Origin of the sequence: Sphingobium phenoxybenzoativorans (genome assembly GCF_018286635.1) — a bacterium.
In the GTDB taxonomy this organism is placed as follows: Bacteria; Pseudomonadota; Alphaproteobacteria; order Sphingomonadales; family Sphingomonadaceae; genus Sphingobium; species Sphingobium phenoxybenzoativorans.
The window spans coordinates 1031096-1047617 of record NZ_CP073910.1 but is presented as its reverse complement, the minus strand read 5'-3'; the positions used below and the strand labels follow the sequence as shown (position 1 = coordinate 1047617).

16 protein-coding genes are annotated in these 16522 nt (G+C 57.9%); 5 read left to right on the top strand and 11 right to left on the bottom strand.

Going from position 1 to position 16522, the window contains the following annotated elements; translation table 11 throughout:
* Position 1: 1 nt before the first annotated feature.
* From KFK14_RS05125 to KFK14_RS05105, 5 genes are all read right to left on the bottom strand, one after another.
* Entirely contained in the window at positions 2 to 436 is a 435-nt protein-coding gene (locus KFK14_RS05125; RefSeq protein WP_212610120.1) for a hypothetical protein, read from the bottom strand.
* A 116-nt stretch (positions 437 to 552) separates the two neighbouring features.
* Positions 553 to 1107 carry a VOC family protein gene (locus KFK14_RS05120; protein WP_212610119.1) on the bottom strand — a complete coding sequence of 185 codons (555 nt, stop codon included), beginning with the start codon at positions 1105 to 1107 and terminating at the stop codon, positions 553 to 555.
* Between the two features lie 82 nt (positions 1108 to 1189).
* Positions 1190 to 1675 (bottom strand): VOC family protein, encoded by a 486-nt coding sequence (locus KFK14_RS05115; RefSeq protein ID WP_212610118.1) that lies wholly within the window; start codon positions 1673 to 1675, stop codon positions 1190 to 1192.
* A gap of 56 nt (positions 1676 to 1731) precedes the next feature.
* Positions 1732 to 2538 carry an SDR family NAD(P)-dependent oxidoreductase gene (locus KFK14_RS05110; RefSeq protein WP_212610117.1) on the bottom strand — a complete coding sequence of 269 codons (807 nt, stop codon included), beginning with the start codon at positions 2536 to 2538 and terminating at the stop codon, positions 1732 to 1734.
* Between the two features lie 44 nt (positions 2539 to 2582).
* The gene (locus KFK14_RS05105; protein WP_246524898.1) at positions 2583 to 3851 is read right to left on the bottom strand and encodes an aromatic ring-hydroxylating oxygenase subunit alpha; all 1269 of its coding nucleotides are present in this window, start codon (positions 3849 to 3851) and stop codon (positions 2583 to 2585) included.
* Positions 3852 to 4207: 356 nt separating this feature from the next.
* Here KFK14_RS05105 and KFK14_RS05100 point away from each other — a divergent pair, with 356 nt between their 5' ends.
* Genes KFK14_RS05100 through KFK14_RS05090 form a run of 3 tightly spaced genes read left to right on the top strand, consistent with a single transcriptional unit; the run spans position 4208 to position 6130 of the window.
* Complete coding sequence (locus KFK14_RS05100; protein ID WP_212610116.1) at positions 4208 to 5140, top strand: nuclear transport factor 2 family protein; 933 nt, start codon at positions 4208 to 4210, stop codon at positions 5138 to 5140.
* Entirely contained in the window at positions 5103 to 5717 is a 615-nt protein-coding gene (locus tag KFK14_RS05095) for a VOC family protein (protein ID WP_246524896.1), read from the top strand. The genes KFK14_RS05100 and KFK14_RS05095 overlap by 38 nt, the downstream gene beginning before the upstream one ends.
* On the top strand, positions 5717 to 6130 hold the full coding sequence (locus KFK14_RS05090; protein ID WP_212610115.1) for a nuclear transport factor 2 family protein: 414 nt from the start codon (positions 5717 to 5719) through the stop codon (positions 6128 to 6130). Before KFK14_RS05095 ends, KFK14_RS05090 begins: the two co-directional genes overlap by 1 nt.
* Positions 6131 to 6228: 98 nt before the next feature.
* Here the strand turns inward: KFK14_RS05090 and KFK14_RS05085 are convergent, their stop codons facing one another.
* The 6 genes from KFK14_RS05085 to hutI all read right to left on the bottom strand — a co-directional run bounded on the left by KFK14_RS05085 (position 6229) and on the right by hutI (position 14302).
* Positions 6229 to 7797, bottom strand: coding sequence for an FAD-dependent monooxygenase (locus KFK14_RS05085; RefSeq protein WP_246524894.1), 1569 nt, complete (start codon positions 7795 to 7797; stop codon positions 6229 to 6231).
* A 513-nt stretch (positions 7798 to 8310) separates the two neighbouring features.
* Positions 8311 to 9969 carry a urocanate hydratase gene (gene hutU / locus KFK14_RS05080; protein WP_212610113.1) on the bottom strand — a complete coding sequence of 553 codons (1659 nt, stop codon included), beginning with the start codon at positions 9967 to 9969 and terminating at the stop codon, positions 8311 to 8313.
* A gap of 16 nt (positions 9970 to 9985) precedes the next feature.
* Positions 9986 to 10789, bottom strand: a complete 804-nt coding sequence (hutG, locus tag KFK14_RS05075) for an N-formylglutamate deformylase (RefSeq protein ID WP_212610112.1) — start codon at positions 10787 to 10789, stop codon at positions 9986 to 9988.
* The gene (hutH, locus tag KFK14_RS05070) at positions 10786 to 12312 is read right to left on the bottom strand and encodes a histidine ammonia-lyase (RefSeq protein ID WP_212610111.1); all 1527 of its coding nucleotides are present in this window, start codon (positions 12310 to 12312) and stop codon (positions 10786 to 10788) included. The genes hutG and hutH overlap by 4 nt, the downstream gene beginning before the upstream one ends.
* Positions 12309 to 13106 carry a phytanoyl-CoA dioxygenase family protein gene (locus KFK14_RS05065; RefSeq protein ID WP_212610110.1) on the bottom strand — a complete coding sequence of 266 codons (798 nt, stop codon included), beginning with the start codon at positions 13104 to 13106 and terminating at the stop codon, positions 12309 to 12311. The genes hutH and KFK14_RS05065 overlap by 4 nt, the downstream gene beginning before the upstream one ends.
* On the bottom strand, positions 13103 to 14302 hold the full coding sequence (hutI, locus tag KFK14_RS05060; RefSeq protein ID WP_212610109.1) for an imidazolonepropionase: 1200 nt from the start codon (positions 14300 to 14302) through the stop codon (positions 13103 to 13105). Before hutI ends, KFK14_RS05065 begins: the two co-directional genes overlap by 4 nt.
* Before the next feature lie 73 nt (positions 14303 to 14375).
* Here hutI and KFK14_RS05055 point away from each other — a divergent pair, with 73 nt between their 5' ends.
* Entirely contained in the window at positions 14376 to 15740 is a 1365-nt protein-coding gene (locus KFK14_RS05055; RefSeq protein ID WP_212610108.1) for a formimidoylglutamate deiminase, read from the top strand.
* Positions 15737 to 16435 (top strand): histidine utilization transcriptional repressor HutC, encoded by a 699-nt coding sequence (gene hutC, locus KFK14_RS05050; protein ID WP_212610107.1) that lies wholly within the window; start codon positions 15737 to 15739, stop codon positions 16433 to 16435. Before KFK14_RS05055 ends, hutC begins: the two co-directional genes overlap by 4 nt.
* Positions 16436 to 16522 lie beyond the last annotated feature (87 nt).

The following is a 16522-nucleotide window of genomic DNA, read 5'->3' as shown; positions in this document are numbered from 1 at the left end:
TCTACGCCGCGAGTTGTGCCAAATGTTCTGACGACAGACACGCCAATGTATTGCCATAATGCGGCCATTCTCCATTGCCGCTCGCAAAGAATGCGGACGAATCTGTAGCATTCTGCCAAGAATTTGCGCGGACCAGCCAGATTGAGAACAGCGCAACGCCAACTGCCATCACAGTCGCGGAAATCTTCCAATTTCTCCTGATCCATGACCAGAAAACCCATATGGCGATGACCAGCGGAGCTGCTAGTCGCGCCTGAATTTGCCAGGGTTCAAAGCCCGCCTCGGCTATCGCCCATATCGCCGTGATCGTCAGCATGCCGCCATAAAGAGCAGCGCCAAGCTTCACCCTGCCGATAAAAGAGGCCACAGCGGCGCCAGCGACGAGAAGGCCAGCAATCAGATAATACCATGTGCCACCGAGCGCGATCAGCTTCATGCCGCCTGCGAGGAGCACAAGTGCGATGACGCCCAATACGGCCGCCAGAGCAATACGCCGCTTGGGTTGCGCCGCAGAGGACTGGTTTTCTTCAAAAGCCACAGATTTATTCCCCATTAGATTGCCCAGACTTCCTCGGCGGGCACGGCGCGCAACGGATCGCTGCCATCCCAATTCACCGATGTTCGTCGCATATGGTCCCACAGCTTCAGGAAATGCGGCCGCAGAGCCAATATCTCGACCAACGGATCTTCACCCGGCATTTGGAAATAGGCCGCACGTGTGGCGTTGACGATTTCCGTTTCCATGACGGGCTCACCGCCATCCCGGTAGAGCGCGGCATGGGCGCTGTCGAACTGATCATAGTCGTCAAGCACAACACCGATATGTTGTACGCCTTCGCGTCCGGCTTTCAGCCAGTCACGGTATATGGACGGACTGTCATCATGCTGTTTCACCAGCTCGATTTGAATGTCGCCCCAATAGCCAAGAGCGGCGCTCAGATCGACATTCGCCGGCGCACCGCGATAGCGAGTATTGTCGAGCACAATATGCTCAAGATGGTAGAATGGCCCCGCACCAATGACCTTCGTCCAATAATGGAGAGCGGCGTCGAAGTCGCGCGGAACAAAAGCCATCTGAACGATGCGGCCGATGTTAGCCAATTTCATTGATGCAGCCATGATTAACCCCGTGATCCACAATGTAGGGAAAGCCGGACCGGCGACCTGCGGCCGCGCGTCCGGCTTAGGCTCAGCTCCATTCAGGCTCGCCGAGATTTTCCCAAATCTGGATCATGTTGCCGTCCTGATCGTAAAACAGGAAGGACCGGCCCATGCTTGCGCATTGCCATACATAATCGGTCTGCATGCGATAGCCGGCCGCCTTGATCTTATCGTACCAGGCGTCGATTCCGGTCACCAGAAGTCCAAGCTCATGAATCCCGGTATGGGCGTAACGGAGGTTCTCCTCTGGCGTTTTCTGCGCCGGGGGGTTCTGGCATTCTTGCAGCTCGATGAAAGCCCCTTCCGCCGAACTGAGCAACGCCATACGGGATTTAGCTCCCTTCACCTTGAAGATGTCGTCCAGCAACTCAGGGTACATGAACGTGTCCGGGCCCGGCTCAGGCCCATCGGGAATGACGGTTTGAACGCCCAGTTCAAAACCAAGCACATCGCGCCAAAGCTTGATGGCTTCTTCAAGGTTCGTGACCATGATGGCCATGTGGTGAAACTTCATCAAACTCTCCCAACTGAAATATCGATCGGTGTTTTTTGTTTCGCGCCCCGTGATGATCAGTCGCCGAAGAAGCGGCGCGCATCAGAATATGTCGCGAGGTGCGATGTCGTTCCGCCATCCACGCGCAGCACTTCGCCCGTGATGTAACGGGACTCGTCTGACGCCAGGAATACGACGACGTTGGCCATGTCCTCGGCCGTTCCCGAAAATGGCAGCGCGGCCGCATCGTCGTGAAGTTGCGTCAACGGTTTCGGGATCACTGCCTCCGACGCCGCGGTCTTGATCAAAGCGGGAGCGATCGCATTACAACGTATATTCTGCCGGCCATAGGCCGTCGCGACATGCTGAGTCAGCATATTGATAGCCGCCTTCGAAACACTGTAAGCGGGCATGCGATTAAATGCGTTCATTCCATACATCGACGATGTATTGATGATCGCGCCACTCCCAGATTTCAGCATTGCTGCCACCGCATGCTTGCAACCGAGCATAGTCCCGCGGACATTCACCTGCATGACCCTGTCCCAGATATCGGCATCCATGCTCAGAACATCGACGTCGCTCATCAACACATCTGGGGACAGGAGCGCCGCATTGTTGTGCATGATGTCGAGCTTGCCGAAACACTCGACCGTCTTGGCGACTGCAGCCTGGATTTCATCTTCGCTGCCGATATCGCAACGCACGGCATCCGCTTCGCCGCCCGCAGCCTTGAGCTGATCGACGGCGGCGGCGGCCGCGTCGATATTAATGTCCGAAACCATGATGCGCGCGCCACGCGCTGCCAAAGCTTTGGCGGTGGCAAGGCCGATACCGGAAGCCGCACCAGTGATGAGTGCGGCACGGCCTTCTAAATCAGACATTCCATTCTCCTGGATCAGTTCATTTATCTTCGGTCATCGACGGATTAGAGCGCGAGAGCATCGCGCAGCGTTTCGGCCTCCACCCATTTGATGACTTCCTCGATGCCGTGACGGATCAGGATCTCATTGTCCTGAAGCTGCATGAAATCCTTCGCCCGCGATTCAAGACCCCGCTGGGTTCGCGCGACATTGGTGAGGTCCTCCAGGAGCACCTCGCACACGCGCGCGATATATTGCTCGGTACGAAACCGTTCGACGGCATTCTTGGGCGGATGGATGTAGAAGGTCGCTTCGTGCCGGGTCTTGTTATATTCGATCGGCCAATATTGATGGACGAAAAAGCCGCCCTGCCCACTATCAATATGGGTGTTTGGAAAGATGTGATTGACGTCCATCGACCAGCTTGCTGATTTCGTGGGATTGACGGCGGGATGGGCGAGGAATTTCTCGACCGTTTCCATACTGACAGCCGAGATTGCATTGCCCGTCGCCAGAGCGTCCTGGCCCAGCTTTTCTACAAGGCTGCTGTCCTGCGGCTGGTATTGATCGTTGCCGAACATGGAATTTACGCGATGCGGCCCGAAAATCTTGGCATCCAACAGATGCGCGAAGGGATTGGCCTTCGATGCGAACGTATCGCCTAGCGTCTGCTGATGAATGGCCGGGATATGGTAGGACTCGCTGAAAGCATCCGACAACACCTTCCAGTTGCAGTCCAGCACGGCGCGGAAAATGACGGGATGTTCGGCCGCGATATATTCCACACCCTTGAAATATTGCCCGAATTCGCCCAAAAATTCGCTGAGAGAGACCTCTGGTTCTGGTGTCAGGTTGATGAACACAAAGCCTTCCCAAACATCGCAAGCAATCTTGGTCAGGCCGCATTCTTTCTTGTCGATGGCAAAGAAGGCGCTCTCATCCGGTACGCCAAGAAGACGGCCGTCATTGGCGTAAGTCCAATTGTGATAACGGCACATGAAGCGATTACCGGTTCCCTTTTCATCCAGAACAACCTGATTTCCGCGATGTGAACACACGTTGTGGAGCGCGCGGACAGTTCCGTCTTTACCGCGCGCGATGATGATGGACGCTTTGCAAACCTCGATCTGCTTGACCACATAGTCGCCCGGATTTGGCACTTCCTCCACCCGGCACATGAGCAACCAGGAGCGCCGGAACACCTTTTCCTGTTCAAGCCTGTAGAATTCCGGCGAGCGATACGGCTCCATCGGCACCGGCCCAGTCGACAGACCAGCCGCTTCGGTCAATGTCTGATCGCGCCTTTTTGCGTCGATCCTCACCTGTTCATTCACGACCGATTCTCCCAAAATTATGTCTGTTTTCAAGCATCGGAACCCTAGAGAGCCGCGCTACCGTCACTTTTGCTAGGGATGCTATAATCCACTGACCATAAGTTCAACTATATTTTGGCGACAAACGGCAGATTTTGAATTTCCGGGATTGGCGTCGCCCCGGCACAAGACGAAACCGCCGACGGCAGAATCCCGAAATATCGAGAGATTTTTTAATAATATATAGGAAATAGAGCGCAGTGCAGACCTCATTGACGAGCTCGACCAACGTGCGAACCGCCAACGCATGAGCAAAACCCTTGACAGATCAAACACTGACCTTATGGACAGTATATAGCGATAGAAGGGAGAGGCAAATGGCTACCGATAACGCCGCCGTAATGCGGCTGGAGCGCTTGGAAGCCAAAGCGGACCTCAATGCGCTGGTGCAGCGATACGTCACCACGGCGGATCGCCGTCAATGGCGGGAATGGTCGCAATGCTTCACGGAGAACGCGCAGTTTGACCTTCCCAATTCCTTCGGACTGATGAAGGGGCGGCAGGAAATCTATGACATATGCGTCGGAAAGATGGATCATGCCTGGGCAGACACCCAGCACAATGTAGTAAGCCGCGATTTTAAAGTCGACGGCGATACCGCCACGGGATCAGCCAACATCTTTTTTTCCGGCCTCCCCGTCGGGGCAGATCCGACGCAATCCTATGCCATGGGTGGCCGCTATCGCTGGCAATTTACTCGAAACCCAGCCGGCGAATGGGCGATCGCCGATGCATGGGAGGAATTTATCTGGAACAATGGCAGCGAACAGCAGGCCGTATTTGCCCAAGATACTGACGATGTTCCCTCCAGCACCGAGGCCACGGCGCGGGAATTCATGAAGCGCCTTGCCGATCAGAACTTCATGGGCGCTTTCGAGATGTTGAGTGAGGATGGCACCTATACAGTCATCGGCACGACCCCAGTCTCCAGGACATATTATGGGCGGCGCGACCTTCTGGAAAATCTCGTGCCGGTTCTCGGCGATTTCAGGGAAGCTCCTGCGCTCAGCTTTCAAGATCCGATCATTGCGGGAGACCGTGCGGTCATTCTGGGAGGTGGCAGCGGCATTGGCCCTACCGGCCCCTACGACCAGCCCTATTACGCATTTGTAACGCGGATAGCGGGCGGAGAATTCAAGGACATCATCGAATTCATGGATACGGGCATGCTGACTACGGCCGTATTTGGCTCTGGCCCAGCAGACTCGTCTCATGAACAAGAAGCGGGGAAGCATGATGAGCGCCAATAACGAAGCAACTAGTTCTGAACGGGTCGTTTCACCTTTGAAACTGGCGCATTTCGTGCTGCGCACATCAAAATATGAGGAAATGATTGCATGGTATCAGAACGTGCTGGGGGCGACCCCGGCCTTCAAGAATGAGATACTGACATTCCTTTCATATGACGACGAGCATCATCGCGTCGCGCTTATCCACATTCCCGATCTCCGTGAACAGGAGGACGGCCATGCGGGGTTCCATCATGCTGCGTTCACCTATGCGACCCTGCGTGATTTGATGGATACTTACGCGCGACTTCGGGACATGGGCATTATGCCGATCTTTCCGATAAATCACGGTCCCACGACTTCGATATATTATGCGGATCCCGATGGAAACCAGATCGAACTGCAGGTCGACAATTATGCGCGGATCGAAGATGCGACAGCGTTTTTCTATTCGGAGACCTTTGCTGAAAACCCGATTGGCGTCGAGTTTGATCCAGAGGTTCTGTTGGAAAAGCTAAACGCCGGGGAAAATGAGGAAACGCTGAAAATCCGCCCGGATATTGGCAAGCGCGGTCTCGAAGCAGTGAAACTCCGCTGATGGAAGCCGAGGATTACAGGCAAATCGAAGAATTGCTCTATCGCTCCTTCTGGCTGATTGACCATGGCAGAGCGGAGAAATGCGCGGAGCTGTTCACGAAGGATGGCGCTCTCACCTTCGGACCTGGAGCGCCCAGCCCCGGAACCATCAGCGGTGCGGACATCGCTATATCCATGTCCCGCCGACAAGCGCAGAGCGCGGTCACATCCCGTCATGTCCTGTCCAATATTTTGATAGAGGACGACGGTGATGGCAAAGCCACCATGAGATCCTTGCTTACATTATTCCGAACTGAATCCAATGATATGCGATCGGAAGTGAAATCCGTCGCCGATATAGAGGATATCGTCGCTTATAATGGCACAGGATGGAAGATTGAGCATCGCACAATCACGCCGATCTTTAGCCTGTAGCGTCCGATCAGTTTTCATAGATTTGCGCATATATAGATTTGCGCATATAAGGTCTGGCGGGGGGGCATTGTCACACAATGCCCCCCCTTTTCTCAAGGTTATGTTCGACCGGTAACCAGCATCAGCATATCTTCGCTGTTATCCGGCACAGAATCGCCACGCCAGGCGATATGCTGATCAGGCCTAACAAGGATCAGGTTGCGTTCGTAAATCTCGCGGGCATCGGGCTCATCGATCCGCAGTATCTCCATCGGAATATCCAACTTTTCGGCTGCCGTTTCCAAAGCACTCGTATCGGCATCTCCAAAGATCAGCAAGGTAAAATACATGCCGAGCCGATCGAATAAGGACGAGCCGTCTTTCAGAAAGATATGCGGAAGGCGCGACCCCGGATTGGTGCGCACTTCATAGACCAAAGGATCGATGGGAGGCTTACCGTCATGGACGATCACCGGCGACTGGTCATAGCGATAGCCAAATTCTACGCCCCAACTCTCATTCTCCGCATTGCCCTGTTCTTCGATTCTGCTCGCAACGGCGGCGCGCCTCGCATCGGCTTCGGGTCCGTCCCCGCCAAGATCACCAGCCTCCCCATATATTTCTGCGATCTTGATGCGCACGCCCATATGTCTGCGGGCAGCCTCCAGATGAAACCATGCCGTTGGCCTGCGTTCTGCATCATAGGCATCCAGCAGGCGATCGCCTCCCCAGCCTTGTATTTGCGCTGCAAGGGCCCACGACAATGCAGCCGCATCCGCAATGCCCGAATTCATCCCATAGCCGCCGGTGGGGATATATTGGTGCGCGCTGTCCCCCGCCAGGAGCGTGCTGCCCGATCGGTATTTTTCTGCTACGACGAAATGAGCAAACCACGGATTGGCCTGCAAAATTTCATATTCGAATGCTGTGCCCACCCAGCCTTCCAGAACCTGTTCACCAGTCATGTTTTCCGGATTCATGTCTGGCGTAAGCCATGCCTGGAGCGTGTAGATATCATGATCATTCTGGGCGATGATTGTGCCTGCCCCATTTTGCAGATGGTAGATTGGCCCCCACCGCTGCAACAGCGCGCGATCATCTGTCCGGAAATGCACCATGAAGGCCCCGGCGACATTTTGTTCGCCTTCCAGTTCTATACCCAGGCGCCGACGGACCCGGCTGCCTCCGCCATCGCATCCTGCAAGGAAGCGGCACTCGATGACATATGCTTCCCCGCTTCCGGTATCGACGACCTTCGCCGTCACTCCATCCGCTCGATTTTCGATAATTTCTTCGAAGCGATGGCCAAAGCGCACATCGATCAATGGATTTTCGTCAATAGCCTTTTTGAGCACAGGTTCGATCTGGATCTGACTTACTCGCAGGGGCGCTTGCGCGGCGTGACTGCCGTCATTCTGCTCCCGGATGATGCGCGTCTTTGCGGCTGCCGAAGGGTAATGAAAGCGATAGAGATCATGACCGACCATCGATGTGACCCACAGGATGTCGAAATCATTATCGCGCGGAACCCCTGCGTCCCGCAGCTTTTCATCCAATCCTAGTCGGTGGAAAAATTCCATGCTGCGGCCATTGGTCAGATCCATTTTCGGATGCTGCGTGGTCGTGGGATTACGCTCGACCAGCATGGACGGCACGCCATAGCGCGCCAGATTTAATGCGAGCGCCATGCCTACGGGACCCCCGCCAGCAATAAGGACCGGCACCTTCATTTCCCCAATCACCTCCCCTGAATCAGTTATTACGCTATGAAATTTTACGACCATTTGGTCAGTTAATTAGCCTAACCGGGTCACTCGTCAAGAACTAACTGACCAAATGGTAGCATTTTTCAGTGTAGGGGATGCGATGGAGAATATGCCCTCGGGGCCTTTTGGATGGGGGATGGGGGGCAGGGAAGATTGCGCCAACGCCAGCGGCCTGCTTCGATGAAGAATTCATGCATGACCGCAAACGATGGATTTCTCCCATCGGCCTGAGTTTCAGATCGACTCTCGCAAGGCCAACCACAGACCCCAGCGCAAGAACCTCCATCAACCTTAGCGAGTGGCTGGAGAAATTCCGGTTCTTCATTGGCTAGCGGCGCAAAATTGATTTTCGGAGGCGGAGCTGTGGCTACCGTCGCAAATCTTCCCCTTGTCTGGGATGCCTAGGCCAAACAAGGGCGGGCCGCATGTGCCAGTTCACCCCAATATGGCGGGCAGGTCCAGTCCCTTGTTCCGCGCGCAGTCAAGCGCAATATCATAACCAGCGTCGGCATGACGCATTACGCCGGTTGCAGGATCATTCCAAAGCACTCGCTCTAACCGGCGTGATGCCGCCTCAGTCCCATCGGCAACAATGACCATCCCGGAATGCTGCGAATATCCCATGCCGACGCCACCGCCATGATGCAGCGATACCCAAGTAGCCCCACTTGCCGTGTTGAGCAGCGCATTGAGCAAAGGCCAGTCCGATACGGCGTCTGAACCATCTCGCATCGCCTCCGTCTCCCGATTGGGGCTGGCAACCGATCCGCTGTCCAGATGATCGCGACCTATGACGACAGGAGCCTTCAACTCTCCGTTGGCCACCATCTCATTGAAGGCTAGGCCTAGGCGATGCCGATCGCCTAGGCCCACCCAGCAAATACGGGCCGGCAGCCCCTGAAAATGTATCTTCTCTCGCGCCATGTCGAGCCAACGATGGAGATGCGCATCATCTGGCATCAGTTCCTTCACCTTGGCGTCGGTCTTATAGATATCTTCCGGGTCTCCCGACAGCGCAGCCCAGCGAAACGGACCGATCCCCCGACAAAAGAGAGGACGAATGTAGGCAGGCACGAAGCCGGGGAAATCGAAGGCGTTGGCGACACCCTCATCCTTTGCGACTTGACGTATGTTGTTGCCATAATCGACGGTTGGCACGCCCGCCGCCTGAAAATCGAGCATGGCGCGGACATGGGCGGCCATCGACGCCTTGGCCGCTTTTGCAACCGCCTCCGGCTCGCGTGCGCGCCGGTCGATCCATTGGGAAACAGTCCAGCCTGCGGGCAGATAACCATTCACCGGATCATGCGCGCTGGTCTGATCGGTCAGCAGATCAGGCCGAACTCCCCGCGCAAATATTTCCGGCAATATCTCCACCGCATTACCCAGCAGGCCGACCGAAATCGGCTCTTTCGCCGCACTGACGATCTCTACAGCCTCATCGATGCTGTCAGTCGAACGGTCGAGATAACCGGTGCGCAATCGCATCTCGATCCGGCTCGGCTGGCATTCGATGGCGATGCACGAGGCTCCTGCCATCACGGCGGCCAGCGGCTGCGCACCGCCCATTCCGCCCAGCCCCGCCGTCAGCAGCCAGCGACCCGACAAGTCTCCGCCATAATGCTGCCGTCCCATCTCCACGAAGGTTTCATAGGTACCCTGCACAATCCCCTGCGTGCCGATATAAATCCAACTTCCCGCGGTCATCTGTCCATACATGGCCAAACCCTTGCGATCGAGTTCAGCGAAATGGTCCCAGTCCGCCCATTTCGGCACCAGATTGGAATTGGCGATCAGAACGCGGGGCGCATCCACATGGGTGCGAAATACGCCGACCGGCTTGCCGGACTGAACCAGCAGCGTCTCATCATCTTCCAGGCGCAGCAGCGTCTGAACAATCCGGTCATAGCTTTCCCAGTCGCGCGCGGCCCTGCCAATGCCGCCATAAACCACCAGTTCCTCCGGCCGCTCAGCGACATCGGGATGAAGATTGTTCATCAACATGCGCAAAGGCGCTTCGGTCAGCCAGCTTTTCGCCGACAGGTTCGGTCCGGTCGCGGGCTTGATGATGCGGCTATTGTCGAGGCGGGTCATGGCAAGGATTCCTGGCTCAGATGCTGGCGAAGGCGATACAGGTGGCGATGATCGTTTTCAGATCCGCCATCAGCGGGGTGGAAGGATCGAAGGGAGCAGGCCAATTATCCGGCGACGGTGCAGCCGGTTCCTCCAGATATGCGCGCATCGCCAGTTCCATCTGGATGGCGTGAACGCCATCTTCCGGGCGGCCATAGTGACGGGTGGTCCACCCGCCCCGGAAACGGCCGTTCAGCACATGGCTACGCCCAGTCGCTTTCCCCGCAGAGAGGATAGCCGCCTCCAGCGCAGGATCGCAGGTCGCGCCACCGTCAGTACCGATATTGAATACCGGCAATTCGCCGTCGAAAAGGCGCGGCACAAGGCTGACGATGGAATGAGCATCATACAGAACGACCTTGCCATGGATTCTGCGCAACCGCTCGATCTCACCTTTCAGAGCAGTGTGATAAGGGTCAAACCACTGCGCGCGGCGCAAAGCGATCTCCGCGTCATCAGGTGGCAAATCGATATAGAGTGGATCGCCGTTGAAGCAGGTAGTCGGGCAAAGTTCGGTCGTTGCTTGTCCGGGATATAGCGAATGCCCGGAAGGATCGCGGTTCACGTCAATCACGCTGCGCGATATACGGGTGCGCACCGTCGTTGCGCCCATGTCCGCGGCAAAGTCATAGAGCCGGTCGACCCACCAGTCGGTATCCCTGCGCGCCAACCAGGGTGAAACGAAACGCGCCTCAAGATCAGCGGGAATATCCGTGCCGCTATGCGGAAGACCGATCACCAGCGGTGCGTCTCCGCGTTGGATATCGATCCAGCCGGTCATTGCAGGCCCGGCAGGTCCATCCCCACCGCCGCGACCAGTCTACCGGAACGCACCAGTCCGTTCGCCACTTCCATATCCGGGTGGAAATGACGATCGTCCTCCAGCATCGGGATATCGGCGCGCAGACAGGCGCGGGCATTTTCCAGCGCATCGCTCGACTGCAGAGGCGCGTGGAAATCGCACCCCTGCACAGCGGCCAGCAATTCGATACCGACTATAGCAGTGGCATTGGTCGTCATATCAAGCAAGCGGCGGCTGCCATGCGCCGCCATCGACACATGATCCTCCTGATTAGCCGAGGTTGGCAGGGAATCGATGCTCGCCGGGGTAGCGCGCTGCTTGTTTTCCGAAACAAGTGCCGCCGCTGTAACCTGCGGGATCATGAACCCGGAATTGAGACCAGGCCTGGGAGTCAGGAATGCGGGCAGGCCCGAAAGCGCCGGATCGACCAGCATGGCGATGCGCCGCTCGGTGATCGAACCGATCTCGCAAATGGCCAGCGCCAGCATATCAGCCGCGAAAGCGACAGGCTCGGCATGGAAATTGCCGCCCGATAACGCTTCATCAGTGTCGGGGAAGATCAACGGATTGTCGGAAACACCATTTGCCTCAATCTCCAGCATCGTTGCAGCTTGCCGCAGCAGGTCTAGCACCGCGCCCATCACCTGGGGCTGACAACGCAGGCAATATGGGTCCTGCACACGCGCGTCCCCATCGAGGTGGCTGGCGCGAATTGCTGATCCCGCCATCAGCCGCCGCAGCGCTTCGGCCGTCTCGATCTGACCCGGCTGGCGGCGCAGGGCATGAATGCGCGGATCGAATGGCGTGTCCGATCCCTTCGCCGCCTCCGTCGCCAACGCCCCGGTTATGAGCGCAGATTGGAACAGCCGTTCGGTCTCGAATAATCCAGCAAGGGCATTGGCGGTTGAGAATTGCGTGCCATTGAGCAACGCCAAACCTTCCTTGGGACCAAGCGTAAGCGGAACGAGACCGGCGCCATCCAGCGCGGCAGCGGCGGGCATATGCCGCCCATTCACTTGTATTTCACCCACGCCGATCATTGCCGCGGCCATATGCGCGAGTGGAGCCAAGTCGCCACTTGCGCCGACCGAACCCTGCGACGGCACCACTGGAGTCAGGCCATGGCGCAGCATCGCCTCCAGCATCGCCACCGTTTCCGGCTTCACACCCGATGCCCCTTGGGCGAGGCTGGCGAGCTTCAACGCCATCATTAGTCGGACGATGGGCGCGGGCGAAGGATCGCCCGTGCCTGCGGCATGGCTCAACACGATATTGCGCTGGAGGGTCGCTAGATCCTCGTCGCCAATACGCACGCTCGCAAGTTTTCCAAAGCCCGTGTTGATGCCATATACCGGCACACCGCGGCTGAGGATGCGGTCCACGGCGGCCGCGCTCGACGCAACAAGCGGCGCGCACGCGGGATCGAGCGAGAGTTCTGCCCCACGATAAATGGCCCGCCACTGGTCCAGCGTCGCCGCGCCGGGCTTCAGCTTCACGCTCACTTGTCAATCTCCGGCCAGATCAGGGGGAAAAGCGGCCCGTCGAACGGCGCGCCGTCCGGCAGCGTCTCCGACAAGTCAGGAAAATCCGGAGAGGTCGCCCAATCGCGGACGGCATGGCGCGCGTCATCCCCAATGAAACGCGCAGAAAAGACTCGCCGCAACGCTGCCGATCCGGGCGCCCGGTGCAGAGTGAGCATGTGAAAGGCGATGGCGTCACCCGGTCTCACCGCCCAGCCCAGAACGTCATATGCGCTAGGTTCAGCGTCGATATCAGGCAGTTCCGCCAGCGTGCCTTCGGGAAACCATTTGGCCTGTTTGTCCATGAAGCTGCGCGGCATCAGCCAGGGACCAAGATGCGATCCTGCAACAAATTCCAGGCTGGCTTGGCGCGGCACGGGATCAACCGGAATCCAGAAACTAACATTCTGGCGGCCTGCGATATTATAATAGGGCTGATCTTGATGCCAGGGCGTTGCCTGCCGTGTGCCCGCCAGCTTGGTCAGCATATGGTCGTGATGCAGGCGCGCGGTACGGCTATTCATTAGACCAGCCGCGATCTCTCCCAAGCGGGACGTAAAAATAATCTCCCGATAGGCTGCGTTATCGTGCCAGCATCGGAAATCCTCCACGAACTGGCCGGGATCATCCGGCTTGCTGGCGATCAGAGCGCGAGGCGAAGGCATCGCAAGATTGGCGTCTATGCCCGCTGCGAGCCGTTCCACCTCGGCAGATGTCAATGCGCCTTGCACAAGGACAGCGCCATCTCTGGCAAAGGCGGTCGCAAGCTCGCTCATTGACCTTTCCATATCCGGGCGTGAAGCGGATTCAGGCCCATGCGATAAACAAGCTCCGCAGGGCGATCGATATTCCAGATAGCAAGGTCGCAGCTTTTGCCTGCCTCGATAGTGCCGGTTTCGCTGTTTATGCCCAAGGCGCGCGCGGCGTTGCGCGTTACGCCAAGCAAACATTCCTCAACTGACAGCCGGAATAGCGTCGCACCCATATTCATGACCAGCAAAAGCGAAGTAAGCGGCGAGGTGCCGGGATTGCAATCGGTCGCAAGCGCAATCGGCACGCCTGCAGCGCGCAAATCGCCTATCGGAGGCAGTTGCTGTTCCCGCGTGAAATAATATGCGCCGGGCAGCAATGTGGCGACCGTACCGTTGCGTGCCATAGCGGCTGTGCCAGCCGCATCCAGATACTCCAGATGATCGGCAGAAAGCGCCCCAGCCTCCGCTGCAAGGCGCGCGCCATGCTGATTGGAAAGCTGTTCGGCGTGGAGCTTGACCGGGAGGCCAAGATTCCGGGCGGCATCGAACACGCGCCCCGCTTGCGCATTGGTGAAACCGATTCCTTCGCAAAAGGCATCGACTGCATCGGCCAGCCCCGCTCTGGCAACGGCGGGCAGCATATCTTCACATATAGCGGCGATATAACCGTCAGCATCATCCGCATATTCGGGCGGCAAGGCATGAGCGCCAAGAAAAGTGGTGGCAACGCGTACATGGCGCTCCACGCCCAGTTGGCGCGCAGCGTTCAGCATCTTCATTTCATCAACGCGGGTCAGCCCGTATCCGGACTTGATCTCAACCGTCGTCACGCCCTCTGCGATCAGCGCGTCAAGGCGTGGAAGCGCGCTCCGCACAAGCTCCGCTTCGCTCGCGGCGCGGGTAGCCTTCATCGTCGAAACGATGCCGCCGCCTGCCCGCGCAATTTCCTCATAGGATGCTCCGGCCAGCCGCAATTCGAATTCTTGGGCGCGATCCCCGGCATGCACCAGATGCGTGTGACAATCTATCAGGCCGGGCGTGATCCATCGCCCTTCACAATCCGCCGTCTCACTCGCCTCCAGCACGGGCGCATCGCAGGCAGGACCAGCATAGAGGATATAGCCGTCCTTAGCGGCAACGATGCCATGGTCGACAACGCCAAGCCCCTCCCCGGCCATCGTCGCCAGCCGCGCATCCTTCCAGAGCCGATCGCACCGCATGCCGAATCTCCCTGTCACGGAACATTGCACCGATCTCCAATAATGTATAGACATAAACGCGGGAGATATATCCATGACCAGACAGGCCGACGGCAGCTTTCATTTCGCAACGGCTTTGCTGCCCTCCGGCTGGGCAAACAGCGTACGGATGGAAATCCGCGACGGCACGATAAGCGCGATCCTACCGGATCGGGCCTCAGGCCCCGAAGACGAACGTCACGCCATAGCGCTACCGGGCCTGCCCAACCTGCACAGCCATGCCTTTCAGCGTGGCATGGCGGGACTTGCGGAGAAGCGTGGGTCAACGGATGACAGTTTCTGGACCTGGCGGGAGACGATGTATCGCTTCGTCGACCGTTTGACGCCTGACCTCCTGCAGGCCATTGCCGCGCTCGCCTATATCGAAATGCTGGAGGCTGGTTTCACGCGCGTTGGCGAATTCCACTATCTGCATCACGATCGGGACGGTGCGCCCTTTGGCGACCCTGCGACAATGAGCGCCGCGATCATCGGTGCCGCTGCGGAAAGTGGGATCGCCCTCACCCATTTGCCGGTCTTCTATGCGCACTCCGGCTTTGGTGGACAGGTGCCCGGCGAAGGTCAGCGACGCTTCATCCACGATACCGACAGCTTTGCCGCCTTGCTGGACCGGATGGCTGCACTGATCGGGACGCTGCCGGATGCTGTGCTTGGAATCGCTCCGCATAGCCTGCGCGCAGTCACTCCTGACGAACTCGCCCTGCTGACGCCTCTGACGCAGGGGCCTATCCATATCCATGTTGCTGAGCAGGTCCGGGAGGTGGAGGACTGCATGGCGTGGAGTGGGGCGCGGCCAGTCGAGTGGCTGCTCGATAACATGCCGGTCGACAGGCGCTGGTGCCTGGTCCACGCAACGCACATGACGCCAACCGACACACAGATGATGGCGGCCAGCGGCGCAGTGGCGGGACTATGCCCCATCACAGAAGCCAATCTTGGCGACGGCCTTTTCCCGGCGCAGCAATTCATGCGGGACGGCGGAATATGGGGCATTGGATCGGACTCCAACGTCCTGATCGATGCGACGGAGGAGTTGCGCCTGCTAGAATATGGCCAGCGGCTTTTTGCGCGCGGCCGCAATATTCTCAGTCCCGCGGAAGGCTCCACCGGCTTCGCGCTGTTTCGCACAGCGTTAACTGGAGGGGCGCAGGCGCTCGGCGTATCGGCCGGTCTTGCGCCGGGTAATGCGGCGGATTTCCTGACGCTTAACCCCGACCATCCATCGCTCACTGAGCGGACGGACGACGCGCTGCTCGACGGACTGATTTTCGCGGCGGGCAAATCCGCCATCGATGGCGTATGGCGGCGCGGCAACCGGTTGGTTGAGGGAGGCCGCCATGTCGCACGTGATTCCATCGCCTCGCGCTATCGCCGGGCGCTGGGTGTGCTGTTGGCATGAAGCGCGCCTCGCTCCACGACCGCATCCGGCAGGATATTGAGGCGCAAATCATGTCGGGCGCCTGGGAGGCCGGGCATCGCATCCCGCCGGAGCATCAAATCATGGCCGATTATGGCTGTTCGCGGATGACGGTAAGCAAGGCGATTGCCACGCTCGTAGAGCGTGGCCTTGTCGAACGGCGCAAACGCGCCGGCAGCTTCGTCGCCGCTCCTACTGTCCATCGCGCTGCCCTGAATATTCCAGACATCGCCGCCGAGATCGAAGGTCAAGGCTACCTGCACAGCCTCGACATCCGTGCGTGTATGGCGCGAGAAGCGCACGAGCAGGAACTTATCCTGCTTGACATGCAGTCTGGCGATATATTGGCGATCACCTGCCTGCATTATGCCGATGGCAAGCCTTTCGCTCTGGAGGAGCGTCTCATAAATCTAGGAATGGTGCCCGCCGCGCGCCAAATGGATTTTTCTTGCGAAAGTCCGGGACGCTGGCTGCTACGGCATGTCCCATGGACAGACGCCGAACACCGCATCACGGCTGTCATGGCAACGGATGAACAGGCGGCTCAGCTTGACCTGCCAGCCGGTAGCGCCTGCCTGTCGATCGAACGCTGGACCTGGCGCACCGCCGAACGTATCACCTATGTCCGGCAGATATATCCCGGAGGTCATGCGTTGACCGCACGCTTCATTGCATAGACATTGTCGCATAGACGGCTTCGGGACAATTGTGACTCTGGTTGGTCCAGTCGGGTTGCACATGGATCTTGGCATGAATTCAATGGA